At 69.8% G+C, this 23,730-nt stretch carries 23 protein-coding genes, 1 tRNA gene, 1 pseudogene and 1 riboswitch; of the genes and pseudogenes, 10 read left to right on the top strand and 15 right to left on the bottom strand.

Annotated features, from left to right (window positions below; all coding sequences use genetic code 11):
• Positions 1 to 95: 95 nt before the first annotated feature.
• The 5 genes from DFP88_RS00130 to DFP88_RS00110 all read left to right on the top strand — a co-directional run bounded on the left by DFP88_RS00130 (position 96) and on the right by DFP88_RS00110 (position 4,830).
• Positions 96 to 923, top strand: coding sequence for an ABC transporter permease (locus DFP88_RS00130; RefSeq protein WP_110812436.1), 828 nt, complete (start codon positions 96 to 98; stop codon positions 921 to 923).
• Positions 920 to 1,708, top strand: a complete 789-nt coding sequence (locus DFP88_RS00125) for an ABC transporter permease (protein WP_110812435.1) — start codon at positions 920 to 922, stop codon at positions 1,706 to 1,708. The genes DFP88_RS00130 and DFP88_RS00125 overlap by 4 nt, the downstream gene beginning before the upstream one ends.
• Positions 1,705 to 2,760: an ABC transporter ATP-binding protein gene (locus DFP88_RS00120; RefSeq protein WP_110812434.1), complete on the top strand. Its 1,056-nt coding sequence runs from the start codon at positions 1,705 to 1,707 to the stop codon at positions 2,758 to 2,760. The genes DFP88_RS00125 and DFP88_RS00120 overlap by 4 nt, the downstream gene beginning before the upstream one ends.
• Complete coding sequence (locus tag DFP88_RS00115; RefSeq protein WP_110812433.1) at positions 2,757 to 4,085, top strand: amidohydrolase; 1,329 nt, start codon at positions 2,757 to 2,759, stop codon at positions 4,083 to 4,085. The genes DFP88_RS00120 and DFP88_RS00115 overlap by 4 nt, the downstream gene beginning before the upstream one ends.
• Positions 4,086 to 4,164: 79 nt before the next feature.
• Positions 4,165 to 4,830: a phosphoribosyltransferase gene (locus DFP88_RS00110; RefSeq protein ID WP_110812432.1), complete on the top strand. Its 666-nt coding sequence runs from the start codon at positions 4,165 to 4,167 to the stop codon at positions 4,828 to 4,830.
• A gap of 3 nt (positions 4,831 to 4,833) precedes the next feature.
• Here DFP88_RS00110 and DFP88_RS00105 read toward each other — a convergent pair whose 3' ends face one another.
• A complete protein-coding gene (locus tag DFP88_RS00105; RefSeq protein WP_110812431.1) occupies positions 4,834 to 6,165 on the bottom strand; it encodes a ferredoxin reductase domain-containing protein in 1,332 nt (443 codons plus the stop codon).
• Positions 6,166 to 6,818: 653 nt separating this feature from the next.
• Here DFP88_RS00105 and DFP88_RS00100 point away from each other — a divergent pair.
• Positions 6,819 to 7,235 carry a universal stress protein gene (locus tag DFP88_RS00100; RefSeq protein ID WP_110812430.1) on the top strand — a complete coding sequence of 139 codons (417 nt, stop codon included), beginning with the start codon at positions 6,819 to 6,821 and terminating at the stop codon, positions 7,233 to 7,235.
• Here DFP88_RS00100 and DFP88_RS17270 read toward each other — a convergent pair.
• Positions 7,232 to 8,074: pseudogene (locus tag DFP88_RS17270) on the bottom strand (inositol monophosphatase family protein). The gene DFP88_RS00100 and the pseudogene DFP88_RS17270 sit on opposite strands and share 4 nt — an antisense overlap.
• A 167-nt stretch (positions 8,075 to 8,241) precedes the next feature.
• On the opposite strand from DFP88_RS17270, the gene DFP88_RS00085 reads away from it, so the two are divergent.
• Genes DFP88_RS00085 through DFP88_RS00075 form a run of 3 tightly spaced genes read left to right on the top strand, consistent with a single transcriptional unit; the run spans position 8,242 to position 11,168 of the window.
• Complete coding sequence (locus DFP88_RS00085) at positions 8,242 to 9,222, top strand: Bug family tripartite tricarboxylate transporter substrate binding protein (RefSeq protein WP_181418521.1); 981 nt, start codon at positions 8,242 to 8,244, stop codon at positions 9,220 to 9,222.
• A gap of 7 nt (positions 9,223 to 9,229) precedes the next feature.
• A complete protein-coding gene (locus DFP88_RS00080) occupies positions 9,230 to 9,676 on the top strand; it encodes a tripartite tricarboxylate transporter TctB family protein (protein WP_110812427.1) in 447 nt (148 codons plus the stop codon).
• 7 nt (positions 9,677 to 9,683) lie between these two features.
• The gene (locus DFP88_RS00075) at positions 9,684 to 11,168 is read left to right on the top strand and encodes a tripartite tricarboxylate transporter permease (protein ID WP_110812426.1); all 1,485 of its coding nucleotides are present in this window, start codon (positions 9,684 to 9,686) and stop codon (positions 11,166 to 11,168) included.
• Here the strand turns inward: DFP88_RS00075 and DFP88_RS00070 are convergent.
• From DFP88_RS00070 to DFP88_RS00015, 12 genes are all read right to left on the bottom strand, one after another.
• Complete coding sequence (locus tag DFP88_RS00070; RefSeq protein ID WP_110812425.1) at positions 11,165 to 11,929, bottom strand: 3-oxoacyl-ACP reductase; 765 nt, start codon at positions 11,927 to 11,929, stop codon at positions 11,165 to 11,167. The two genes, DFP88_RS00075 and DFP88_RS00070, sit on opposite strands and share 4 nt — an antisense overlap.
• Complete coding sequence (gene thiD, locus DFP88_RS00065) at positions 11,926 to 12,735, bottom strand: bifunctional hydroxymethylpyrimidine kinase/phosphomethylpyrimidine kinase (RefSeq protein ID WP_110812424.1); 810 nt, start codon at positions 12,733 to 12,735, stop codon at positions 11,926 to 11,928. The genes DFP88_RS00070 and thiD overlap by 4 nt, the downstream gene beginning before the upstream one ends.
• Positions 12,732 to 13,382 (bottom strand): thiamine phosphate synthase, encoded by a 651-nt coding sequence (gene thiE / locus DFP88_RS00060; RefSeq protein ID WP_110812423.1) that lies wholly within the window; start codon positions 13,380 to 13,382, stop codon positions 12,732 to 12,734. The genes thiD and thiE overlap by 4 nt, the downstream gene beginning before the upstream one ends.
• On the bottom strand, positions 13,373 to 14,152 hold the full coding sequence (gene thiM / locus DFP88_RS00055; protein ID WP_110812422.1) for a hydroxyethylthiazole kinase: 780 nt from the start codon (positions 14,150 to 14,152) through the stop codon (positions 13,373 to 13,375). The genes thiE and thiM overlap by 10 nt, the downstream gene beginning before the upstream one ends.
• Positions 14,153 to 14,196: 44 nt before the next feature.
• Positions 14,197 to 14,285, bottom strand: a riboswitch (TPP riboswitch).
• A 74-nt stretch (positions 14,286 to 14,359) separates the two neighbouring features.
• Positions 14,360 to 15,766, bottom strand: coding sequence for an MFS transporter (locus tag DFP88_RS00050; RefSeq protein ID WP_110812421.1), 1,407 nt, complete (start codon positions 15,764 to 15,766; stop codon positions 14,360 to 14,362).
• Positions 15,763 to 17,076, bottom strand: a complete 1,314-nt coding sequence (locus DFP88_RS00045; RefSeq protein ID WP_181418520.1) for an amidase — start codon at positions 17,074 to 17,076, stop codon at positions 15,763 to 15,765. Before DFP88_RS00045 ends, DFP88_RS00050 begins: the two co-directional genes overlap by 4 nt.
• 94 nt (positions 17,077 to 17,170) lie before the next feature.
• Entirely contained in the window at positions 17,171 to 18,244 is a 1,074-nt protein-coding gene (locus DFP88_RS00040; protein WP_110812419.1) for an ABC transporter substrate-binding protein, read from the bottom strand.
• 29 nt (positions 18,245 to 18,273) lie between these two features.
• Entirely contained in the window at positions 18,274 to 19,125 is an 852-nt protein-coding gene (locus DFP88_RS00035; protein ID WP_181418519.1) for an ABC transporter permease, read from the bottom strand.
• A 2-nt stretch (positions 19,126 to 19,127) separates the two neighbouring features.
• Positions 19,128 to 19,967: an ABC transporter ATP-binding protein gene (locus tag DFP88_RS00030; protein WP_110812417.1), complete on the bottom strand. Its 840-nt coding sequence runs from the start codon at positions 19,965 to 19,967 to the stop codon at positions 19,128 to 19,130.
• Positions 19,967 to 20,887, bottom strand: a complete 921-nt coding sequence (locus DFP88_RS00025) for a polysaccharide deacetylase family protein (protein WP_110812416.1) — start codon at positions 20,885 to 20,887, stop codon at positions 19,967 to 19,969. Before DFP88_RS00025 ends, DFP88_RS00030 begins: the two co-directional genes overlap by 1 nt.
• Positions 20,884 to 21,807, bottom strand: coding sequence for a polysaccharide deacetylase family protein (locus DFP88_RS00020; protein ID WP_110812415.1), 924 nt, complete (start codon positions 21,805 to 21,807; stop codon positions 20,884 to 20,886). The genes DFP88_RS00025 and DFP88_RS00020 overlap by 4 nt, the downstream gene beginning before the upstream one ends.
• Positions 21,797 to 22,477: an isochorismatase family protein gene (locus tag DFP88_RS00015; RefSeq protein WP_110812414.1), complete on the bottom strand. Its 681-nt coding sequence runs from the start codon at positions 22,475 to 22,477 to the stop codon at positions 21,797 to 21,799. The genes DFP88_RS00020 and DFP88_RS00015 overlap by 11 nt, the downstream gene beginning before the upstream one ends.
• Positions 22,478 to 22,626: 149 nt before the next feature.
• Here DFP88_RS00015 and DFP88_RS00010 point away from each other — a divergent pair, with 149 nt between their 5' ends.
• Entirely contained in the window at positions 22,627 to 23,382 is a 756-nt protein-coding gene (locus DFP88_RS00010) for a TetR/AcrR family transcriptional regulator (RefSeq protein WP_110812413.1), read from the top strand.
• A 258-nt stretch (positions 23,383 to 23,640) separates the two neighbouring features.
• Here the strand turns inward: DFP88_RS00010 and DFP88_RS00005 are convergent.
• Positions 23,641 to 23,717: transfer RNA gene (locus DFP88_RS00005), tRNA-Met, on the bottom strand.
• Between the last annotated feature and the right edge of the window lie 13 nt (positions 23,718 to 23,730).

The raw sequence follows: 23,730 nt of genomic DNA, 5'->3' as shown, positions 1-23,730 counted from the left end.
CAGCGCCCGGCCTTCGGCCCCTGCCGCGCAAGCGGCGGCGGCGCGGGGGGGCTCGATGCCCCCGCGCGGCGCCTCCCCCCGCGGCGGGCCCTGCCATGACCGCCCGCACCCTCGCCTGGGCGCTGGCCATGCCAGCCCTGCTGCTGGTACTGCTCGGCCTCGGCCTGCCGGTGCTGGCGACATTCGCGACCACCTTCACCGGCGGCGAAGGCCCCCTTGCCGCCTATGCCGAGTTCTTCACCTCGCGCTTCCGCCGCGTCGTGCTCTGGCGCACCTTCGAGGTCGCCGCCGTGACCACGCTGATCTCTCTGGTCTTCGGCTTCGCCGCCGCCTGGGTCGTCGCGAAATCGCCGGCCCGGCTGAAAAGCTGGCTGATCATCGCCGCCGTCTTCCCGCTGCTCACCGGCGTCGTCGTGCGCAGCTTCGCCTGGCTGGTGATCCTCGGGCGCGGCGGCATCGTGAACGAGACGCTGCTGGCCCTCGGCGCCATCGCAGAGCCACTCTCGATGCTCTACACGCAAGGCTCGGTCATCGTCGCCATGGTCTATCTCTTCGTGCCGCTGATGATCCTGACGCTGGTCGGCGTGCTCGAATCCATCCCCGAGGACCTGACCGATGCCGCCGCCTCGCTGGGCGCGCGGCCCGGCGCCGCCTTCCGCCAGGTGGTGCTGCCGATGGCGGTGCCGGGGCTGATCGTCGGCTCCGTCCTCGTCTTCACCGGCAGCTTCACCTCCTACGCAACGCCGCAGCTTCTGGGGGGCGAGCAACAGATGATGATGGGCACCTTCCTCTATCAACGCGCCATGGTCACCTTCGACTGGACCGGCGCCTCGACCATCGCCGCCGTCATGGTCGTCGTGACCCTCGCGACCGTGCTGGCGATGTCGCGGCTGGCGCAGCGCCTGAACCCGGTGGCCTCGTGAGACGCGGGCCGCATCCGGCGCTCGCCGCCCTGACCGTGCTGGTCTTCCTCTTCCTGCTCGGGCCGCTGGTGATCATCATCGGCGCCTCGCTCTCGGACACCAGCTTCCTGACCTTCCCGCCCCGCGGGCTGACGCTCGATTGGTACCAGAACGTCTTCGAGATCAGCGCCTTCCGCCGCACCATGGTGACCAGCTTCACGCTGGCGACCTTCGGCACGCTCTTCTCGCTGCTCCTCGGGATCCCGGCGGCCTATGCGCTGGCCCGCTACCGGGTGCAGCTGCCGCGGTTCCTGGCGAACGTCTACGTGCTGCCGGTGCTGATCCCCGAGATCGTGCTGGGGTTCAGCCTGATGAAATCCGTCGCCATCGGCGCGGGTGTGCCGGTCATGGCCAGCCTTCTGATCGGCCATGCCCTTCTGGTGCTGCCCTATTGCGTGCGGGTGGTGGGCGCCTCTCTCAACGGCTTCGACTTCTCGGTCGAAGAGGCCGCCGTCTCGCTCGGCTGCCCGCGCTGGCGCGCCTTCTTCACGGTGGTGCTGCCCAACATCAAGGCCGGCGTGATCGCCGCCTTCATCCTCGCCTTCATCACCTCTCTCAACGACGTCTCGGTGTCGATCTTCCTGACCGGTCCGGGCGTCTCCACCCTCCCCATCCAGCTGCTCGCGCATATGGAACAGTTCTTCGATCCCACCATCGCCTCCGTCTCCGTCCTGCTCATGGGCGTGACGGTCGCGGTGATGGCGGTGATCGAACGGACGCTGGGCCTGACATTCCTGACCAAATGACCGTATCCCTCACGCTATCAGACGTCACCGCCCACTACGGCCAGACCCGCGTGCTCGAGGATCTGTCGTTGCACCTCGCCGCCGGAGAGCTCGTCTCGCTGCTCGGCGCCTCGGGCTGCGGCAAGACCACGACGCTGCGCCTCGTGGCGGGCTTCCTGACGCCCACCTCGGGCACCATCACGCTGGGCGACCGCGACCTGACGCGGCTGCCGCCCCATGCCCGCGACATCGGGCTGGTGTTCCAGACCTACGCGCTGTTTCCGCATCTGACCGTCGCCGACAACGTCGCCTTCGGCCTCAAGCAGAGGGGTGTCTCCAAGGCAGAGCGTCTGCGCCGGGCGCAGGAGATGATCGAGAGGGTGGGTCTTTCGGGCTTCGCGGACCGCTACCCCGCCAACCTCTCGGGCGGTCAGCGCCAGCGTGTGGCCCTCGCCCGCGCGCTGGTCATCGACCCGCCGCTCCTGATGTTCGACGAGCCTCTGTCGAACCTCGACGCCAAGCTGCGCGTCGACATGCGGGTCGAGATCCGGCGCCTGCAGCGCGCCACCGGCGCCACCGCGCTCTACGTCACCCACGACCAGGAAGAGGCCTTCAGCATCTCGGATCGCGTGGCGATCATGAACGCCGGCCGGATCGAGCAGCTGGGCACCCCGGAAGAGCTTTACTCCCGCCCCGCCAATGCCTTCGTCGCCGATTTCGTCGGCTACGAGAACCTGATCCCGATGCGCGCCGTGGCCGAGGCCGGCGACGCGGTGCGGGCGCAGATGCCCGGCGGGCACGAGATCGCCCTGCCCCGCGCGATCTGGGGCGATCCGCCCTCCCGCGACTTCCTGCTCGGCGCCCGCGCCGACGGGCTGCGCGCCGCCCCCTCGGGCGAGGGGATTCCCGCCACGCTGGGCCTGCGCACCTACCTCGGGCGCGCCTACCAGTACCGCTGCGACACCCCGGCGGGCGAGCTTGTCGCCAATGGCCCGCTCTCGGCGCCGATGGACAGCGGCTCTGCCGCCGTTCTCGTGCCCGAGCCCGAGCAGTGCTGCCTGCTGCCCGCATGAGCCTGACGCTGACGAACGCCCGCCTGCTGACCATGGCGGGCGGCGATCTGGGCGAGATCGCCAAGGGCTGGATCCGGATCGAGGGCGAGACCATCGCCGCACTCGGCGAAGGCGAGCCGCCCGAAGGCGTGGGCGAACGCCTCGACATGCACGGCGATCTGGTCATGCCGGGCCTCGTGAACCCGCATGGGCACCTCGCGATGACGCTGTTCCGCGGCCTCGGCGAAGAAGTCGACGATCGCCTCTTCCGCTACATCCTGCCGCTCGAACGCGGGCTGATGGACGGAGAGGCCGTGCGCGCCGGCACCCGCCTCGCCCTGCTGGAATCGATCCGCGGCGGCACCACCACGCTGGCCGACATGTACTACTTCGAAGAGGCCGTCGCCGAGGAGGTGGAGACCGCGGGCCTGCGCGCCGTCCTCGGCCAGACCATCGCGGATTTCGACGCGCCGGACCACGCCGGCATCGACGAGGGCTTTGCCCGCGCCGATGCTTTGGCCGCGGGCTGGGCCGGCCATCCGCTGATCACCCCCTCCATCGCGCCGCATGCGCCCTATTCCACGGGCCTCGAGGTCATGACCCGCGTCGCCCGCTGGTCCGACCGCACCGGCCTGCCGGTGCAGATGCACCTCGCCGAAACCCGCCCCGAGGTCGACTGGGCCCGGCGCGAGCATGGTGCCACGACCGTCGAGGTGACGCGGCGCGCCGGGCTACTGCGGCCGGACCTCATCGCCGCGCACCTGATGTATCCGACCGAGGCGGACATGGATCTGTTGGCCGAGGCGGGCGTCGGTGTCGCCCATTGCGCCCGCGCCAATGGCAAGGCCGGGCGCGGCATCGCCCCCGTCACGGCGCTGCGCGCGCGCGGCGTTCCCGTCGGCATCGCCACCGACGGCGCCATGAGCGGCAATACCCTCGACCTCTTCTCGCAATTCGCCCCCGCGACCATGTTCCAGAAGATCGCCGGCGGCAGCCGCGCCCTGCTGCCCCCGCGCGAGGTGCTGCGCATGGCCACCCTCGAGGGCGCGCAGGTGCTGGGGCTCGAGGACCGGATCGGCTCGCTCGAACCGGGCAAGCAGGCGGACCTGATCCGCGTCAGCCTCTCGGACCCGCGCCAGCAGCCGCTTTACGATCTGGCCGCGACGCTCGTCTTCTCGACCCTGCCCGGCGATGTCGTCTCCAGCATGGTGGCGGGGCGCTGGCTGATGAAGGACCGCACGGTCGGGACCCTTGATGCGGCGGACATCCTCGCCGGGGCCGGCGCTGTCGCCGACCGCTTCCGCGCGCGGATCGCGCGGATCGACATGGGCACCGGCGCCGCATGAGTGGGCGCCCGCGGCCAGGGGCCGCGCCGGGCCAAGGGGGCTCGATGCCCCCGCGGACCGGCCTCCCCTTGAGCTGCGCATGAGCGGCCCGCTGGAGGTCTGGCAAAAGCTGCTCCCGCAGGACGGGGCCGTGCCCGGCGTGCAAGCGGACCAGCAGACCTACATCGCCCCGCTGCCTGACGGGCGCGGCGTCCTCCTGCCGATCCGGCCGCTGCCCGGCGGCGGGGCGCTCGCCTCGCTGATCCTGAACCAGGCCAGCTTCGCGGTTCTCGATGCCATCGCCGATGCGCTCGCCGCGCAGCTTGCGCCCATGGCGCCCGGCCTCGTCGTCGCGGTACCCACGCTCGGCCTGCCGCTGGCCGAGGCTGTCGCCCGGCGCCTGGGCCATGCGCGGATGGTCCCGCTCGGCACCAGCGAGAAGTTCTGGTACGACCCCGCGCTCTCGGTCCCGCTGCGATCGGTCACCAGCCCCGGCGGCGGAAAGCGGCTCTGGCTCGACCCGCGCATGCTGCCGCTTTTGCAGGGCGCGCGGGTGGTGCTGATCGACGACGTGATCAGCACCGGAAGCTCGATGCAGGCGGCGCTGGCGCTGCTGAAGGCGGCGGGCTGCACCCCCTGCGCCCTCGGCGCGGCGATGCTGCAGGGCGCGGCCGGAGCGGGACGCCTGCCGGAGATCCCGACCTGCGCCCCCCTCCGCACGCCGCGCCTGACCCGCGGCGCGGCGGGATGGGTCCCCGAAGGCTGACCCTCAGGAATCCCAGATCGGGCTGAAGCAGGGGATGCCTTCCGCTTCCAGCGTGCCGGTCACGTGCCAGGAACCCTTGCGGTTCGAGATGATGACCACGGCATCCGCGTCGAAGCGCTTGACCGCCTCGCGCGTCAGGTCGGCAAGGTCCGGCTTGCCGCGCTCGTCGGTGTTCCAGATCGTGTGCACCGGGCAGGCCTGCCGCACCTCGTCCACCAGCGCGCGGCCGTAGGTCTTCTCGGGGCTGCGCGTCACCCACAGAAGCGCGCAGGGGTCCTTGCGCGACAGCAGGTGCGGCAGGATCGGCCCGATCCCGGACCCGGTCGCGACGAAGACCACCCGCTCGAACATCAGCCCCACCCGCGCGGCGCCGGCGGTGGCGACGCCGCGCACCCAGACATGGCTCGGGCAGTCGTCGATGAAGCTGCTGGTCCAGTTCCCGGCGCGGCTGATGATGATGCGGTGATCGTCCGAGCCGGGCTTGGGGATCGAGGCGAAGGGATGCCATTCCAGCAGCGGGTTGCGGCTGATGGCATTGGTCGATCCCGGGAAGGCGTCCCGCCCGTAGTCGAAATTCACGATGACGGCATGGTTCGACGGCTTGACGATCTTGACCGGCACCCGCTTGAGGTGGGTCCAGGGCAGCACGATCGAGCAGGTGATAAGCGTCAGTTCCCAGAAGGCGACGCTGTTCAGGAAGGGCTGGCCCATGTCGCCGGCGAAGAGGATCGCCTGCGCCCAGAACAGCGCCAGCACGCTCCACCCGCCGAAGCGGTGCACCCGCTCAAAAAGGTCGTGGAACCTCTCGCGCAGCGGGCCCAGCGCCGTCAGGATGATCACGGCCAGCAGCACCAGGACGGCGCAGCCCAGCGCCGCGGTCTGCAGCGAGACGGCGCCGCCGTCGCGGACCGAGCGGAGCAGCCCGTAGAGAAACAGCCCGTACCAGAGCGAGCCGGAGACGGTGCAGCCCGAATGGACGCCGCCGAAGTTGTAGACCTTGCCCGCCATCCAGCGGAACCACAGCGGCCAGGACCGCGGCACGTTCGTCGCTGCGCTAAAGAGCAGGTTGATGACCCGCTGCTGGCGCATGATGATCCCGAGTGTGAGGTTCGCGAAGGCCATTTGGGAGATGGCGCCGAGGGCCGCATCGGATCCCGTCAGCCAGAACTCGACGGGGCGGGCGAGGAAGATCCAGAGGTTCACCACCACGGCAAGCATCGCGATCTGCCTGTAGGGGTAGAACACGGGGTGAGTGTAGAGCCGGTAGCGTTTGCGCCGGTTCTCGGCGAAGTCTGCGTCCAGGGCTGTAAGCAGTCCTTGGCTGATCTCTCTCACGGTCAGTGCACCTCTTAAACCATGTCTATTTCATGGCTATTGTTTGTCACAGCCTTGTGTCCAATGTTTCCTGCACTCAGGAGCCATTCTTTTTTCGTGTCTTTGTATTCTACGGGCGGTTGCGTCCACCGAAGGCGCAAGACCTGAGCCATCGAGAAACAGGTAGGCCATCGCTCAGCCAATTGTAGATCATGCAACCGAATCGTTTCTCTTCCTGGTTGTATTTAGTAATTCATGCAACCTCGGGTTTAGTTCGCCCTCTCCGCCACACGTCGCGGCGCCGCATTCGGCCTCAGCATTCGATACCGTAAGGGAGAGGCCGTCCCGGGCAGGGGCACGCGGCCCCCGCGGACCGGCGCTGGCGCCGAGCAGTGCGCCGCCAAGGGTTGTACCGGCCCCCTGCCTCGCCGTGCCGGGCCTTGCAAGACCGGACGGGCGACGCCCCGCCGCCATCAGGGCGGCGGCGGCAAGGCCGACCACCCCCACCCGCCGCGGGGCCGGCCCCCAGCACCGGATCAGTGGCATTGGGCCCTTTGAATCATGGACAGGCCGGATCGAAGCCGTTACCCGGATCGGCGCGCTGTGCCGACCTGCAGGGCTATCGTTCCACCCTCCGGCCAAGAGGCCGGCGACGCCGACAGAGGGGTCCCATCATGACTAGCGAAACGAACCTGATCCTGTGCCCCCTCAACCTTCGGCACTCGAAGCTCGATTACAGCGCCTACGAGGAGGCCGTCGCCATGGCGCGCCGCCGCAGCGCGAAGCTGATCGTGGCGACGATGGCGCCCGAGATGGAGCGGAACCTGAACATCCACGACTCCGAGGCCTACTGGGGCAAGGAGCTGCGCAAGTTCGTCGCCGATCACCCGGCGCCCGATGTCGACATGGAGATCATCGTCCGCAAGGGCGCCGTGCACCGCCAGATCGTCAAGCTCGCGGACGAGCGCAAGGTGGACATCATCGTCATGGAATCGGCGAACCCGAAGGTGAAGGACTACCTTCTGGGCACCGTGGCCAGCCACGTCGTCGCCCATGCGAGCTGCTCGGTCTACGTCGTCCGCTCCGCCTAACTCGCGCCCGCCGGTCCGAAGGGCCGGAGCGTCTGGAGCGCCTCCAGCATCCGCGGCCCCGAGGCGGCGATGAGCCGGCCTTCGTGCCGGGTCGGCGTGTAGGGCGTGCCATCCTCGAGCGCCGAGGCCCCGCCGGCCTCGGCCAGCACCAGCTGGCCGGCGGCATGGTCCCAGGGCTTCAGCATCGTCGCGGTCAGGAAATCCGCCTGCCCCATCGCGAGCAGGCGGTATTCATGGCAGGAGCAGCGCAGCGACTGCACCGCTTGCACCCCGGCCTAGGGCACGAGGCTTTCGGCGCGCTCCGCCGGTGCGGCGAGCGACAGCGGCACCAGCCCCTCGGCCTGCCGCAGCGGGCGGGGGCCGCGGGTCCTCAAGGCCCGCCGCCCGCCGGCGCCGAGGTACTGCGCGCCGCCGCCGCGATGGGCCAGCACCAGATCGTCGCAGACCGGATCGTAAAGCAGGCCGAAAACAGTCTCACCGCGCCGCGTCACGGCGAGGATCACCCCGAAGACCGCAAGACCGCGGGCGAAGTTGGCCGTCCCATCGACCGGATCGAGGATCACGCAGGTCTCGGACGTCTCGATGCCGGACAGGAGGCCCGGATCCGCGGCGCTCGCCTCTTCGCCGACGACGGCGCAGCCCGGCAAGATGCGCCGCGCGCCCTCGGCCAGCAGCGCCTCCGCCTCGCGGTCGGCCACGGTCACGAGGTCGGTCGGGCCCGACTTCGTCTCGATCTCATCGGGGGCGAGCTGGCGGAAGCGGGGCATGATCGCCCGGGCGGCGGTCTCGCGCACCAGCGCGATCAGCGCGTCGGCCTCGGCTTGGGTCAAGGCGGTCATCGGCACCTCCGGGCTTGTCTGGCGGCTGGATGCGGCGCAGAGCCGCGGGGCATCGGTGCGGGACCATAGGGGCAAGGCGCAGAAGGTACAGGGCCAGCGCGCTGGCGCCATTGCACCCGGCGCCCCGCTGGTGTTCCCTGCGCGCGCCAGAGGAGGAGACTTTCGAGATGATGACCCAACCGACCCGCCGCGCCGCCCTCGGCTGCGCCCTCGCCCTCGTTGCCGCGCCCGCCCTCGCGCAGGACGGCTGGCCCTCGGGGCCGCTGCACGTCTACGTCGGCTTCCCCGCCGGATCCTCGCCCGACGTGCTGGCCCGGATCATCACCGAGCCGCTGGCCGAGCGTCTTGGCCAGCCCGTCGTCATCGAGAACAAGCCGGGCGCCGGCGGCGTCATCGGTGTCCAGCAGATGCTGGCCAATGCGGATGACGACGATCTGACCTTCGGCACCACGATCAACGGGCCGCTGACCACCGCCGCGCGGATGATGGGCGACACCGGCTACGACGTCGGGGCCGATATCGCGCCGGTCACGCTGATCGCGACCTCGCCGCTGGTGCTGGCCGTGGCCGAAGGCTCGGGCATCGAGGACCTGCAGGGCTTCGTCGATGCCGCCGCCGCCGGGGATCAGGCGCTGGCCTATGGATCCGTCGGGCAAGGATCGGGCGCGCATCTGACGGCCGAGCTTTTCGCCGACGAGGCTGGGGTGAGCATGCTGCACATCCCCTTCACCAGCTATGCCGAGGTCACGACCTCGATCATCGGCGGCGAGATCGACGCCGGCTTCATGGCGCCCTCAGCCGCGGCGCCGCAGGTCGAGGCGGGCTCGATGAAGATGCTGGGCATCACCTCGGCCGAGCCCTTCGCGCAGGCGCCGGACGTGCCGGTGATCGCCGGTCAGGCCGGGCTGCCCGAGGATTTCCGCGCCGAGCTTTGGAACGGCCTCATCGCCCCCGCCGGCACCGATGCGGCGGTAATCGAGCGGCTGAACACCGAGGTGACCGAGATCCTCGCCGATCCGGCGGTGCAGGAGCAGCTGCTGGCGATCGGCTGGCAGGCCGCGCCCGGCACAGCCGACGCGATGGCAGAGCGGATCGAGGCGGACACCGCCATGTGGGGCGGCGTGATCGACCGTATCGAGGCGCAGTAACCCCCCGATGCAGCGCGACTGGCCGGATATCCTGGGCGGGTTCGCCCTTGCCGCCTGCGGGGCGGCGGCGGCGGGCTGGGCCTGGCTGCACTACGACCTTGGCTCGATCAGGCAAATGGGGGCCGGCGCCTTTCCGGTGGCCCTCGGGCTGCTGCTGACGGTGCTCGGCCTGATCGTCGCACTGCCCGCCCTGCGCCGGTCCGGCACCTTGCCGCGGGCGGAGCCATGGGCCGCCTGTGCCGTCCTCGCCTCTGTCCTGACCTTCGGGCTGGGGCTGCGGGTGCTGGGCCTCGTTGCCGCCACAGCCCTTGCCGTGCTGATCGCCTCGCTTCCCGCGCCGCAGCGGGGCTGGGGCTGGCGGCTGGCACTGGCGGCCTGCGTCACGGGGCTGACCGTTCTCGTCTTCCGCCTGGGGCTGCAGATGTCGCTGCCGCTCTGGCCGCGGCTGGGGTGAGCCTGCGATGAGCACATGGGATGGCCTGCTGACGGGCCTGAGCTTTGCCCTGCAACCGGGCGTTTTGATCTACTGCGTCCTGGGCGTGATGCTGGGGACCTTCGTCGGCGTGCTGCCCGGGATCGGCGCGATGGCGGCGATCTCTCTGCTGCTGCCGATCACCTACTACATCTCGGCCGAGGCGGCGCTGATCATGCTGGCGGGCGTCTACTACGGCGCGCAATACGGCGGGGCCGTCGCCTCGATCCTCCTGCGCCTGCCGGGCACGCCGCAATCGGCGGTCACCGCGCTCGACGGTTATCCCATGGCGCGCTCGGGCCGGGCGGGCGTCGCGCTTTTCGCGGCCATGGCCTCCTCCTTCGTCGGCTCGATGCTGGGCATCCTTGTGCTGGTGCTCCTGGCGGGCTGGCTGAGCCGGGCGGCCACGGCCTTCGGCGCCGCGGACTACGCCGCGATGATGGTGCTGGGCCTCGTCGCCGCCTCGACCATCGGCAGCGAGAGGCCGGCCAAGGGATTTGCGATGATCGCGCTGGGGATGCTGCTGGGCTGCATCGGCACCGACGTGAACTCTGGCACCATGCGCTTCACCTTCGGCCGGACGGAGCTTCTGGACGGCGTGAACCTCGTGGCGCTGGCCATGGGCCTGTTCGGCGTGGCCGAGGTGATCGGCAATGTCCGCGATCCCGACCGGCAGGGCGTGGCCGAACGCATCGGCCTGCGGCAGATGGCCCCGCGGCGCGAGGACCTGCGGCGGATGCCGCTTCCGATGCTGCGCGGCGCGAGCCTCGGCAGCTTCTTCGGCGCCCTGCCCGGCACCGGATCGACGCTGTCCTCCTTCCTCAGCTACGCGCTGGAGCGGCGCGTCGCCCGCCAGCCCGAGCGCTTTGGCCATGGCGCGATCGAGGGGGTCTCGGGGCCGGAGGCAGCCAACAATTCCGCCGCGATTACGGCCTTCGTGCCGACGCTGACGCTGGGCATCCCGGGCGATCCGATCATGGCGCTGATGCTGGGCGCGCTGGTGATCCACGGGGTGCAGCCGGGGCCGATGATGCTCGAGGCGCGGCCCGAGATGTTCTGGGGCCTCGTCGCCAGCTTCGGCATCGGCAACCTGCTGCTCTTGGTGCTGAACCTGCCGCTGATCGGGATCTGGGTCTCGATGCTGCGCATCCCCTTCCGCCTGCTCTACCCGGCAATCCTGATCTTCGTCTGCCTCGGCGTCTATTCGGTCCGCGGGCTGACATTCGACATCGTCGCCGTTGCCGGGATCGGGCTGGCCGGCTACCTGCTGGCGCTGGCGCGGTTCAGCCCGGCCCTGCTGCTGCTTGGCTTCGTCCTTGGCCCGCTGATCGAGACGAACCTGCGCCGCGCCCTTCTGATCAGCCGCGGCGATCCGATGGTCTTCCTCGAAAGGCCGATCTCGGCGGGCTTCGTTCTGGCCATCGCCGCCCTGCTGCTCCTCTCGGCCTGGCAGGCGCTGCGGCGGCGGCGCTAGCCCGGCACGAGCCCGCCGTCGACGATCAGGTTCTGCCCCGTCACCGCCCGCGCCCAGGGGCTGGCGAAGAACAGCACCGCGTCCGCCAGCTCCTCCGGCGTGGTGACGGAGCGCAGCGGGGTTGCGCCGGCGATATAGTCGAAGACGCTTTCGGGTGTCGCCGCGCTGGCGTCGGTGGTGCGCAGCAGCCCGCCCGAGACCATGTTGACGGTGATCCTCTTCGGCCCGAGCTCCGCCGCCGCCGTGCGGGTCAGGGCCAGGAGGGCGGCCTTGGCAGCGGTATAATCGTGGTAGGGCACGACCGGGTTCTGGAAGAGGTTCGTGCCGATGCTGACGATCCGCCCGAAGCCCGCCGCCTCCATCCCGGGTGCCGCGGCCTGAAGCACAGTCAGCGCGCCGAGAACGGCCGTCTCGTGCTGCGCCGTCATCTCCGCCGGGCTTATCTGGGCGAGCGTCTTGCGCGCATCGCCGTTGAAGCGGAAATCGGCGAGGGCGTTGTTCACCACTGTCGTGACCGGCCCCAGCCGATCCTCGGCCGCGCGCAGCATCTGCGCCACGGCCTCCGGGTCCCGCACATCCGCCTGAAGCGCGATGACGCGGTCCCCGAGCCTTGCGGCCAGCCCCTCCGCCGCGTCGCGGCTGCTGCGGTAGTTCACGACGACTGCCGCCCCCTCGCGGGCGAAGGCCGCCGCTATCGCGGCGCCGAGGCCGCGGCCCGCGCCGGTGACCAGCACGGTCTGATCCTTGATCGGTCTGCTCATCGCTCGTCCTTCCAGAGGTGGTGAAAGTGGTGCAGCGGCCCGTGCCCCTGCCCCACGCTGAGCGCGCCTGCGGCGGCGATGGCGCCCGAGACGTAGTCTTTGGCGGCCTCCACGGCGGCGGCGAGGCTCGCCCCCTGCGCCAGCTGCGCGGCCACGGCAGAGGACAGGGTGCAGCCCGTCCCGTGGGTGTTGCGGCCGGGGGTGCGCGGCGCCTCGAACCACTGCGCCTTGCCACCGGCAAAAAGCACATCGGGGCTGTCCGGCTGCTCGAGGTGCCCGCCTTTCAGGAGCACGGCCCGCACCCCGCCATCGGCCAGCGCCCTCGCCTGCGCCTCCATCCCCGCACGATCCACCGCCTCGGGCGCGCCCAGCAGGCGCGCGGCCTCGGGCAGGTTCGGCGTGATGAGGGTGGCCATCGGCAGCAGCGCCTCGCGCAGGGCCTGCACAGCGTCATCCGCCAGCAGCGACGCGCCGCCCTTGGCCACCATGACGGTGTCGAGGACGATGGGGATGCCCGGGTGATCCTTCAGCGCCCCCGCCACGGCATGGGTGATCCCGGCATTGGCGATCATGCCGATCTTCACCGCGTCCACGCGCACATCGGCGAAGACCGAGGCGATCTGCTGCGCGACGAAGGCCGGCGGCAGCACCTCGATCCCGCTGACGCCTTGCGTGTTCTGCGCCGTCAGCGCCGTCAGCACGGCCATGCCGTAGGTGCCCTGCGCGGCGAAGGTCTTGAGGTCGGCCTGGATCCCGGCCCCGCCAGAGGGGTCGGAGCCGGCAATCGACAGCAGGTTCCGGATCATCGGCGGTCTCCCGTTGCGGCATCGAGAGCGGCGCGCAGCCTGCGCGCGGCGGCTTCGGGATCGGGCTGGCCGCAGATGGCCGAGACAACGGCCATGCCGTCGCAGCCGGCGGCCAGCACCCCGGCGGCGTGGCCGGGCTTCAACCCGCCGATCGCGACGCTGGGCAGCGCTGTGCCGCCCGCCAGTTGCGCGAGGCCGGAGAGGCCGATGGCCGCCTTGTGATCCGGCTTCGACGGCGTGGAGAAGACGGTCCCGAGGCCGAGGTAATCGACGAGGGCCGGATCGGGGGCGCGGACATGGTCGGCAGTCTCGCAGGACAGTCCGATAATCTTGTCCAGCCCCAAGCGGCGCCGCGCCTCGGCCAAGGGCATGTCGTCCTGGCCCAGATGGACCCCGTCCACGTCGGCAAGCACCGCGGCCTCGACATCGTCGTCGATCACCAGCGGCACCCCGCTGCCCGCAAGGGCCTGCTTCAAGGCCAGCGCCGCCTCCACCCGCCGGGCCGTCGAGGCGCCCTTGTCGCGCAGCTGGACCATGCTGACGCCGCCGCGGAGGGCTGCCGTCACCACGGAGACCAGACCCTCCGCGGCGCAGAGCACCGGGTCGGTCACAAGGTAGAGGCGCAGGGCCGCGCGGGTCAGAGCCATGTCAGCCGGTCCTCTCCCAGGTCCTCGGGCTGGATGCGATGAAGCGCATCGAGGAAGGCGACCTGAAAGCTGCCGGGCCCCGCGGCCCCGGACGCACGCTCCCCCGCTTCGGCGAAGTGGACCAAGGCCGCGACGCTCGCCTCGAACGGCGGGGCGACGGCGGCATAACCGCCTATCAGCGCGGTCAGCGAGCAGCCCAGCGCCGTCACCTTCGGCATGAGGTCGGAGCCGCCGCGGACCATGGCCCGACGCCTGCCGTCGGTGACGAAATCGGTGGCGCCGGTGACCACGACGACGCAGCCGCAGCGCCGCGCCAGATCCGCCGCGCCGTCCTGCGCATCGGCGACAGCATCGCCGCTGTCGGCCCCCTTCCCGGCCCCCGCCCCGCCGGAAAGCGCGATGATCTCCGAGGCATTGCCGCGGATGATCGTGGGCTCAAGCGCCAGCAGCCCCTGCGCGACGGCGGTGCGGTAGGGCGTGGCGAAATGCGCCACGGGATCGAGCACCCAAGGTATGTCATGCGTCCGCGCCGCCTGCGCGGACAGCCGCATGGCAAGGACCCAAGGCGCCGAGAGGGTGCCGATGTTGATCGTCAGCGCCTTGCTGAGCGGGGTGAAATCACCGACTTCCTCGGGCGCATGGACCATCGCTGGCGAGGCGCCCGCCGCGAGCGTGACATTGGCGGCAATGGTCATCGCGACGTAGTTGGTGATGCAATGCACGAGCGGCGTCGTCTCGCGCATTTGCCGCAGGGCGGTCCCTGGCGTCATCCGGTCTCTCCGATCCGCGGGCGAGACGATGACGCACCAGGGCGGGGGCCCTGTCCACGCCTCCCTCCGCCAGCATTATCTGGTTCAGGTTCGAAGGGTACGTCTCAGCCTTGCGGCGCCCCTGGCTTGGCTAGAGGCTGACGCAGGAGGGGCCGGCTGTCAATTCCCGACCGCGCAGCCCTGCCAGCCCCCAGCAAGGACCGCCGCCTAGACCCGGTGACCGCTGGTCTCTGCCCCGTCGGAGGGCCGGAGGGCGAGGCGGAAGCCCAGCGCCGAGATCAGCGGTACCAGCGCCATCACGAGGAAGCTGCGGTCGAAGATGGCGGCTTCTGCCGTCACCCCTTGTGCCAGCAAGGCCGCCGAAAGCGAGACGCCGAGGCCCATCGACAGCTGCTGCGCCACGCCGGCCAGCGTGACCGAGGCCGACTGACGCGCGGGATCGATCTCGGAGTAGACGAGGGCGTTGATCGCGTTGAACTGGAGCGAGCGGACGAAGCCGAAGACGAAGACATAGGCCAGCATGACCGCAATGGGCAGGCCCGGTCCCAGAGCCGCGAAGCCCGCGGTCAGCACCGCCCCCGCGGCGGCGTTGATCGACAGCAGCCGGCGAAAGCCGGTCCGGCGCAGCATCCAGCCGGTCATCGGCTTGAGGCAGATCGCGCCGAAGGCGGTGACGAAGACCACCGCCCCGGCCTGGAATGGCGTGAAGCCCATGGCAAGCTGCAGCTTCAGTTGCAGCAGGAAAGGGACGGCGTTCATGCCGATCCGGCTGAGCCCGCCGAAGAGCACGCCGCTTCGGAAGGGCCGGCCCGCCATCAGGCCGAGGTCGAGCACCGCGCCGGGCCGGTTGCGCGCATAGCCCACGAAACACCCGAGCAGGACGAGGGCGCTAGCGGCCAGCAGCCAGATCGTTTGCGGATGCACCACCGGATGAACCAGAAGCTCGATCGCGGCCTGGAAGGCCACGAGCCCGGCGCCGAGGATCGCGAAGCCGCGCAGATCGAAGCGCCCGGGGCGGCGGGCCGGCAGATCCTCGACGTAGCGCCAGGCCGTCAGCGCGCCCAGAAGGCCGACCGGCAAATTGACGAAGAAGATCCAGCGCCAGGAGTAGTAGGTCGTCAGGAACCCGCCCAGCAGCGGCCCGATGAGCGGGCCGATCAGCACCGGCATCGTCATCCAGGTGATTGCTCGCACCAGCTCGGACCGGCCGAAGGAGCGGAGCAGGATCAGCCGCCCCACGGGCGTCATCAGCGCCGCGCCCGCCCCTTGCAGGACCCGCGCGGCGACGAGCTGCTCAAGGCCCTGCGACAGCCCGCAGAGGATCGAGGCAAGGGTGAAGACCGCGATGGCCGAGATGAAGACCCGCTTTGCGCCGAAGCGGTCCGCGATCCATCCGGCCAGCGGCATGGCCAGCGCCATGGCGACGATATAGGCGGTGATCCCGATGGCCAGGCGCTCCGGCGCGACGCCGAAGTCCTGCGCCATGGCCGGCATCGAGGCGGTGATGATGTTGGTGTCGAGCGCCTCCATCAGAAAGCCGGTCGAGACGATCAGCGGGATGACGAAGAAGCGGGCGCCCCTGCGGGCCGGCGGCGGTCCTTCGGCGACAGTCATGGCTGCGCCCCGGGGGCGAGGGCGGCCTCGATCCGCTCCGCTACGGCGAGGACCTGCAGATCCGTGTAGCGGGCGCCGGTCACGCTGAGGCCCAGCGGCAGCGCGCCGTCCGGGCGCGGCAGGGGCAGGTTGACGACGGGCGCGTGCAGCAGCGTCCAGATGCGGTTGCAGTCGGCCGAGCCGGTCGAGGCCAGCCCGAGCGGAGCGGCGCCCAGCGCCGAATAGGTCACGACGGCATCGACCTTGCCCGCCAGCGCGTCGAAGGCGATCCGCGCGAGGGCGGCCCGGTCCTGTGCCATGCGCAGTTCGTTCAGGCTGTAGGGCCGCGAAAGAAGGCGCGCGTGGAACTCCGGGTGCAGCGCCGCCCCCTGGCGCAGGGCCTCGGCCCGGAACCCGGCAAGACCCTCGCCCCGCATGACGACGTCATGGGTCTCGCGCAGGTCCTGCAGTGCCTCGGGCCAGTCGAGATCGGTCAGATCCGCGACCTCTGCCAGCCGCTCGAGGGTGGCATCGAAGGCCGCGCGCATCTCGGGTTGAACCAGGGCCTCCGCCTCGGTCCGGGCCACGGCGAGGCGCAGGTGGCGGCGCGGCAGTTCCCCCTGCCCCGGCAGGTCGTAGGCCTGGGCCAGGGGCCGGAGGTCGGCCACGGCGCGGCCATAGAAGCCCAGTGTGTCGAGGCTGACGGAATAGCGTTTCATCCCCTCGCTCGAGACCGCGCCCCAGCTTGGCTTCATCGCGGCGGTGCCGCAGAAGGCCGCCGGGCGGATCACCGACCCGCCGGTCTGTGTGCCCAGCGTGACGGGCACCTGGCCGTCCGCCACCGCGGCCCCGGAGCCGGAGGAGGAGCCGCCCGGCGTCCTGCCGGTGTCGTGCGGATTGCGGGTGGCGGCGCGGCGCCCCATGGCCGCGAATTCCACCGTGTCGCATTTGCCAAGGATCAGCGCCCCCTGCGCGCGCAGGATCGCGACGCAATCGGCATCGGTGCCGCGGGCAAGACCGGAATGGCCGGGCGAATTGTAGCGCGTCGGCATGTCCGCCGTCAGGATCACGTCCTTGACCCCGATGGCGAGGCCATGCAGCGGCCCCCGTGCCTCGGGCGGCAGACGGTCGAGCCGCGCGGCCTCGGACCGGACGAGCGCGGGGTCGACATGGCTCCAGGCGCGTATGTCGCCGTCACGCGCCGCGATCCGGGCGAGGCAGGCCTCTGCATGCTCCTGAACAGGCAGGTGGCCCGCCCGCAGGGCCTTGAGAAGCTCTGCCGCCCCCGGGACCGGCGGGGCGTCATGATCGAAAGTCGCTGTCTGGGGCACGCGTCGTCTCCTGACCCGCCGGCCGGGGCGCGGGGGGCATCGCAAGAAAGAGGCCGCCCCGCGCGCGGCGGAGCGGCCCTTGGGGGGATCGGGATCAGCCCTGCTCGACGGCCATGGCCTGCGCCTGCTCGATCACCGCGGCGCGGTCGAAATCGTTGCAGGCGGCGATAAAGTCGTTGGTATAGCCGTCCTCGGGGGCCGCGGCGCCCGTCAGCTGGCCGAACTGCTGGTAGAGCTCGGCCGTGTAGGCCCAGCGCTCGGGCGATTCACGGCCCAGCTCGGCGCTTTCGGGATCGGCGCCCTTCATCGCGCGGTCGAGCCACATGGTAAGGATGTTCACCCCGTCGGCCACGGCCTCTTCGCGGCTGACGCCGGCGGGCTGGGCGCTGGGATAGGCGTCGAAGAACATCCCGATGGCCAGCTCGGGCTCGGCCAGGGTGAAGGCCAGACCCTTGGCGCCGGCGCGGCAGAAGCCTTCGACCGCCTCCGGGTTCTCGGCCATGAACTCGTCCGTGGAGACCAGCGCATAGCCCGCGATCTCGTCCTGCAGCGGGATGTCGTAATACTCGAGCTCAAGGCCCTGGTTCTCCATCATGCCGTAGATCGCATCCCACAGAACCAGCGCATCCACCTGCCCGTTCTCGACTGCGGTGCGCACGCCCGGGCCCATGCCGACGCTGACACCGGAATAGGTCGGGTCGGCCCCGTCGAGGCGCAGCTGCTCGCGCACCATCATGTCCGAGCCGGAGCCGACGGCGGCAAAGCCCACGGTCTTGCCCGAAAGATCGCTGACCGCGCCGATCTCGCTTCCCGGCGGCACGCCGACCATGAAGCCGTTGTTCTCCTTGAGCGACCAGAAGGCGCGGGTGTCGCCGCCCTGCTCGCGCACGGCCAGGACCGCCTCGGCCAGCATGGCCGAGATATCGGCCTGGCCCGCGACCAGCAGCTGCCCGGCCGGGGCAGAGCCGCCGATGGTGGTCACGGTCACGTCGAGGCCTTCCTCCTCGAACCAGCCCATGGCCTGCGGCACGGCGACGAGGAAGACCTCTTCCCCGACGGCGATATTGGCATGGGGCAGCGTGAAGGTGATCTCGGTCTCCTGCGCGAGGGCGGGCGCGGCCAGCGGCGCCGCGGCAAGGGCCAGAAGGGTGGTGAGGGTCGATCGCATCGCTATGTCCTTGTTGGGAGGGAAAGGGGTCAGTGGCCGAATGTCTTGGACCGGCGGGCCCAGAAGCAGTATTTCCGCTCGGCCAGCTGCATCAGCAGGTTCAAGCCGTAGCCGAGCGCGCCCAGCACGATGAGCAGCGCGAAGACCCCGCCCATCTGCATGTTGTTGTTGTACTGAAGCAGAAGCATGCCGAGGCCGCGGGTGGCGCCGACGAATTCGCCCACGATCGCGCCGAGGATCGCCAGCACCGAAGCCATGTGCAGCCCGGCAAAGAGGAAGGGCAGCGAAGATGGCACGATGATCTTGAAGAAGATCTGGGTGCGGGTGGCATTGCAGGCCCGCGCCAGGTCGATCCGGTCTGGGTCGACCGAATGGTAGCCGGCCATCGCGTTGATCATCATCGGGAAGAACACGAGGATCGCGGCCATCCAGATCTTGGGCTCAAGACCGAAGCCCAGCCAGACGACCATCAAGGGCGCGATGGCGATCTTCGGCAGGCCGTTGAAGGCCTGGATATAGGGATAGAAGATGCGCTCGGCCCGCGGCCAATGCGCCAGCGCAAAACCCAGCAGAACGCCGACGATGACGCCCGCGACAAAGCCCACCAGCGCCTCCCAGAGGGTGACGCCCAGGTGCGGCCAGAAGCTGACGGGATCGTCCGGCGCGGCCGAGAAGCCGCGGATCAGCCAGGCCAGCACCTCGGTCGGGGCGGGCAGGATGAAGGCCGGCACGTCGAGCAGGCTGACCGCCGCCTGCCACGAAAGGAGGATTGCGATCAGGATCGCGAAGGAGATGATACCGTCGCCGCCGGCGACGCGGCGCAGGATGCGCATGGGGCGGCTTGCCTGAAACAGGGCCGCGTCCCGGTCTGTCTGTTGCATGGTCATCCGGCAATGTCCTCGTTGGCGTTGAGAAGGCGGCGCAGCCGCTTGGCGTAGGCGCCGAACTCGGGGGTGTTCACCACGTCCAGCGGGCGCGGCCGCGGCAGATCGATGGGGATGATCTCGGCGATCTCGCCGGGGCGCGGCGTCATCGCGATGACCCGGTCCGAGAGGAACACCGCCTCGGGGATCGAATGGGTGATGAAGATCACCGTCTTGCGATGCTTGGACCAGATCTTCAGAAGCTCGACGTTCATCATGTCGCGCGTCATCGCGTCGAGCGCGCCGAAGGGCTCGTCCATCAGCAGCACCGCCGGGTCCTGCACCAGCGCGCGGACGATGGCGGCGCGCTGCTGCATGCCGCCGGACAGCTCGTGCGGGTACTTGCCCTCGAAGCCCTTCAATCCGACCATCGACATCAATTCCCGCACCAGCGTCATGTTGACGGCGCGGCGGCCCTGCTGGATCTCGACCGGGAAGTAGACGTTCTCGGCAATGGTCTTCCAGGGCAGCAGGTTCGGCTGCTGGAACACCAGACCGTTCTGCGGCGAGGGGCCGGTGACCGCCTTGCCCGAGATCGCGATATCGCCCGAGGTATAGTCCAGCAGGCCGGCCATGATCTTGAGCAGCGTGGACTTGCCGCAGCCCGAGGGGCCGACGACGGAGATGAACTCGCCCTTCGCAATGTCGAAATTGAGGTCGACCAGCGCGTCGACGGCATCGCCCGAGCGGGTCTTGTAGACCTTGTTGAGGGACCGGCAGGTGATCAGCGGATCGGCGGCGGCTGTCTTCGGCGCCGAGGTCCGGTCTTCGGGGTACAGCGGTGTTGCGACGGCATTCATCACGCGGCCTCCTTGAGGAACTGACACGATTGCAGGATGTCGGCGGCCGACCGCGGGGCGAGTCCCTCAAGGCCAAGCAGCCGGTCGAGAAGCGCCGCGACCGCGTCGATGCGGTAGGGCTGGCCGGTGACCCAGGGGGTCAGCGTCAGGTTCAGGATGCGCCCGCCGGCGGTCTCGGCCTCGGACAGCAGGACATCGGCGGCATAGCCCAGTTGAGCGGCCCATTGCTGCACGGTCTGGTTCTGCTCGAAAAGGATCGCGCGGTCGGTGAGGTCATGGGCCAGCGGCATCGCGGTCAGGCCATTGGCGAAGGGATAGGGCATGTCGTCGTTGGCCCAATCGGCGATCCAGCCGAAGCCGGCCTCGGCCACCAGATCGGGGGTCCGGGCGGTCTCGCTGGAGGCGGGCGAATGCCAGCCGGCAAGCTCCGGCGCCCAGGGGGAGAGCGCCTCGCGCGTCTTGGCGATCAGCGCGCGCTCCTCCTCCGCGGGCAGCGGCGTGGCATGCAGGTTGCCCATCGACCAGCCGCCGGCGGCGAATTCCGCCCCCGCGCCGGCCAGATCGTCCATCAGCGCCGGCATCCGCTGCGCCGCCTCGCCCTGGACGAAGGCGGTGGGGCGGATGCCGCGCGCGCCCAGCACCTCGAGCAGGCGGTAGATGCCCACCCGGTTGCCGTAATCGCGCGTCGTGAAGTTCCACAGGTCGGGATAGGGCCGCCCCAGCCCGCCGCTGGGCAGGAAGGGCGTCTTCGGCATGTCCAGCGGGAAGAAGTCGATATCGACCGTCACCCAGAGCGCCAGCCGCGTGCCGCCGCCGAAATCGACCCGCGGCGCGTCCTTGAGGTAGCGCATCGCGAAGAGGTCGTGATCGAGGCCGCGCTTGCGGTGCGGATAGTCGAAATAGCTGTCGTCCAGGCTCATGACGCGACCCTTCGGTTGACGGTTTCGATCCAGGCCTGCGCCGCGTCCCAGTAGCGGTCGCGCCAATGGGTCGCGATCTCGCGCCCGGTGGCGAGCCAGACGTCGGAATGGCCGGTGACATGGGCCAGCACGCGGTCCAGCGCGCCGATCCGGTGCGGCTGGCCGATCAGGTAGGGGTGCAGCGGCAGGCACATCACGGTGCCGCTTTCCGCGCCTTCGGCATAAAGCCTGTCGAACTGCGCACAGACCACCTCGACGTATTCGTCCGGCCCGTGCTGGCGCATCGAGAAGAGCGGGACGTCGTTGACCTCGAGCGAATAGGGCAACGAGACGAGCCGCCCGGCCCGGGTCTTCGTCGGCATCGGCTGGTCGAACTCGAAGCTGTCGAGCGTGTAGAGCAGCCCTTCCTCGGCGAGGATGTCCTGCGTGTCCTCGAGGTTGGTGATCGCCGGCGACAGCCAGCCGTCCAGCCGCTGACCCGAGGCGCGCAGGATCGTCTCGCGGCTGTCGGCGACGAGGCGGCGCTGCTGCGCCTCGTCCATCCCGTAGTGGTAGCGGGTGTTGTAGGTGCCGTGGCTGAACAGCTCCCACTCGAGGTCGACACAGCGGTCCACGATCTCGGGGAAGTGGTCGCAGACGGCGACGTTGAGGGACACCGAGCCGCGCACGCCGTGCCGCTCCATCACGTCGGCCATGCGGTCGAAGCCGACGCGATTGCCGTAGTCGCGCCACGAATAGCCCTGCACGTCGGGTAGCGGGCGCGGCCAGGGCTTGCGCACCGGGCCTTCGGGCGGGGTCAGCTCGTAATGCTCGATATTCGGCGCGACCCAGAAGGCGACGCGGGCCCCGCCCGGCCACTCGATCCGCGGCCGGTCAGCCCGCCAGGGGGCGAAGTCGTAAAGGCCGGGATCACGCCGCATCGCGGGCCCCGCGGTCGGCCAGCGCCTCGAGCAACTCGTCCACGCCCATGACGTCGGCGTATTTGACCGCCATGTCGTAGAGGTTCGCGAAATGCGGGCTCTCGTGCTTGTCTGCCACGCATTCCTCGGCGACCACGGGCACGAGCGAGCGGCTGAGCGCATCGACCACGGTCGTACGCACGCAGCCCGAGGTCGAGCCGCCGGTGACGATCACCGTGTCGATCTTGTGAAAGGACAGGAGCGAGCCGAGGTTCGTCTCGAAGAATGCCGAGGCCATGCGCTTGCAGATCACCGGATCCGCGGGATCGATCTCGAGCCGGGGATCGAGCTGCGCCCGCTCGGAGCCGTGCTTGATGTTCTGCAGGCTGTCGGGCGTATCCGTCCGCGTGCCCCAGACGCCGCAATCGGCGCCATCCTCGGCATAGGCGACATAGGTCCAGACGACCGGCCCGCCGAGCGCCCGCACCGCCCGCGCGACGCTGTTGATATGCTCCATCTGGCGCGGATCGGTCTCGTAGGCGGTCGCGGGGAAGGCGGGAACGTCGGTATAGGCACGCTGGGGATCGACGTTGATCATGGCGATCCGGGCCCCGAGGCCGAAGCGGGGCTTCGTGGGATTGGCCCGGACGTCGCGGTACATCTCTCGCGCGGTCTTGGAGCTTTCGATCATGATTCCCTCTGAAACAGTTGTTTCAATCAAGCGTCAGAGATCGGCCTGACGGATCCATGATTTTCGAAGTCCGGGGCGCCGAAATTGCCTGACGGCGCGTTTCTGACCCGAGATCAGCCGCGAATGCCCCAAGGATAGACGGCGAGAGGATGGATCGCACAACCGGCAGCGGCTATGATCCGAACATCTGTTTCATCGAAGGGGTCGAGGATTTGAACGTTGTGGAACCGGCTCCCGCCAGGGCGCGCCTGCTCAAGGCGGCGATGGACCTCGTCTCGATCGAGGGTCCGCACCGCACGACGATCCGCGACATCGCGCGGCTGTCGGGCACGAATATCGCGGCCGTGAACTACCACTTCGGCTCCAAGGCCGTCCTGATGCAGGAGGTGCTTTTCGCGATCTTCGAGCCCATCAACGCGCGGCGCGGAGAACTTCTGGACGGTGCCATTGCCCGGGCGGCGGGCAAGGCGGTCCCGGTGGCTGACCTTCTCGATGCGCTCAACCGCCCGGTGGTCGAAAGCCTCAGGAGCGAGGCCGGGCTGCGATACGTGCGCACGCTCCAGCACATCCGGGCCTTCCCGAACGATCCGCACTCGGTCTACGTCATGCAGACCTTCGATCCCGTCGCGCAGCGCTTCATCGACGAGATGTGCCGCACGCTTCCGCATCTGGGCCGGGACGAGATGATCTGGCGCTACGAGATGGCGCGTGGCGCCATGCTGCACATCGTGGGCAACTGCGACCCCCTCTCGGGCAAGCTGCGCCAGCTCTACGGACCCAGGGAGTCCGGCATCGACCTTGGCGACACGGAGGCGGTGCTGGCAGAGTTGCGCGCCTTCGTCGTCGTCGGCCTCTCCGCCCCCTCTTCCTGGCCGGTGACGGATCCGCAAACCGACCGCCGGTAGACGCAAGCATCCCCGATCGCCGCTACCCCCTCCCCCGCAGGCCCGCTCCCGGCCCGGCGCCCTCACCAGAGCGGAAGCACTGGCCGAGGGCCTGCCGGCTCACCACATGCTGGACAAGAATGTCTCGAGGAGAGCCGATCCGCCGGGCAAGCCAATCAGGCGGCATCGACGCGACGGACCGGGCCGCGTCTGCGCGGCGCGCGAACGCGGACGACCCCGCGTATTGCGGGGTTAGTTTTGTTGGTGATTTTGGTGATTTGGTTGCGGGAGTAGGATTTGAACCTACGACCTTCAGGTTATGAGCCTGACGAGCTACCGGACTGCTCCATCCCGCGCCAGGGGTGTCAT

The organism is Pseudoroseicyclus aestuarii, assembly GCF_003217255.1.
Taxonomy (GTDB): Bacteria; Pseudomonadota; Alphaproteobacteria; order Rhodobacterales; family Rhodobacteraceae; genus Pseudoroseicyclus; species Pseudoroseicyclus aestuarii.
This window is presented reverse-complemented; position numbering and strand designations above follow the sequence as displayed.

Coding starts and splice junctions, on each gene's coding strand:
- DFP88_RS00130 (WP_110812436.1), top strand. CDS start 96: ATGACCGCCCGCACCCTCGCCTGGGCGCTGGCCATGCCAGCCCTGCTG.
- DFP88_RS00120 (WP_110812434.1), top strand. CDS start 1,705: ATGACCGTATCCCTCACGCTATCAGACGTCACCGCCCACTACGGCCAG.
- DFP88_RS00115 (WP_110812433.1), top strand. CDS start 2,757: ATGAGCCTGACGCTGACGAACGCCCGCCTGCTGACCATGGCGGGCGGC.
- DFP88_RS00110 (WP_110812432.1), top strand. CDS start 4,165: ATGAGCGGCCCGCTGGAGGTCTGGCAAAAGCTGCTCCCGCAGGACGGG.
- DFP88_RS00100 (WP_110812430.1), top strand. CDS start 6,819: ATGACTAGCGAAACGAACCTGATCCTGTGCCCCCTCAACCTTCGGCAC.
- DFP88_RS00085 (WP_181418521.1), top strand. CDS start 8,242: ATGATGACCCAACCGACCCGCCGCGCCGCCCTCGGCTGCGCCCTCGCC.
- DFP88_RS00080 (WP_110812427.1), top strand. CDS start 9,230: ATGCAGCGCGACTGGCCGGATATCCTGGGCGGGTTCGCCCTTGCCGCC.
- DFP88_RS00075 (WP_110812426.1), top strand. CDS start 9,684: ATGAGCACATGGGATGGCCTGCTGACGGGCCTGAGCTTTGCCCTGCAA.
- DFP88_RS00070 (WP_110812425.1), bottom strand. CDS start 11,929: ATGAGCAGACCGATCAAGGATCAGACCGTGCTGGTCACCGGCGCGGGC.
- thiD (WP_110812424.1), bottom strand. CDS start 12,735: ATGATCCGGAACCTGCTGTCGATTGCCGGCTCCGACCCCTCTGGCGGG.
- thiE (WP_110812423.1), bottom strand. CDS start 13,382: ATGGCTCTGACCCGCGCGGCCCTGCGCCTCTACCTTGTGACCGACCCG.
- thiM (WP_110812422.1), bottom strand. CDS start 14,152: ATGACGCCAGGGACCGCCCTGCGGCAAATGCGCGAGACGACGCCGCTC.
- DFP88_RS00050 (WP_110812421.1), bottom strand. CDS start 15,766: ATGACTGTCGCCGAAGGACCGCCGCCGGCCCGCAGGGGCGCCCGCTTC.
- DFP88_RS00040 (WP_110812419.1), bottom strand. CDS start 18,244: ATGCGATCGACCCTCACCACCCTTCTGGCCCTTGCCGCGGCGCCGCTG.
- DFP88_RS00035 (WP_181418519.1), bottom strand. CDS start 19,125: ATGCAACAGACAGACCGGGACGCGGCCCTGTTTCAGGCAAGCCGCCCC.
- DFP88_RS00030 (WP_110812417.1), bottom strand. CDS start 19,967: ATGAATGCCGTCGCAACACCGCTGTACCCCGAAGACCGGACCTCGGCG.
- DFP88_RS00025 (WP_110812416.1), bottom strand. CDS start 20,887: ATGAGCCTGGACGACAGCTATTTCGACTATCCGCACCGCAAGCGCGGC.
- DFP88_RS00020 (WP_110812415.1), bottom strand. CDS start 21,807: ATGCGGCGTGATCCCGGCCTTTACGACTTCGCCCCCTGGCGGGCTGAC.
- DFP88_RS00015 (WP_110812414.1), bottom strand. CDS start 22,477: ATGATCGAAAGCTCCAAGACCGCGCGAGAGATGTACCGCGACGTCCGG.
- DFP88_RS00010 (WP_110812413.1), top strand. CDS start 22,627: ATGGATCGCACAACCGGCAGCGGCTATGATCCGAACATCTGTTTCATC.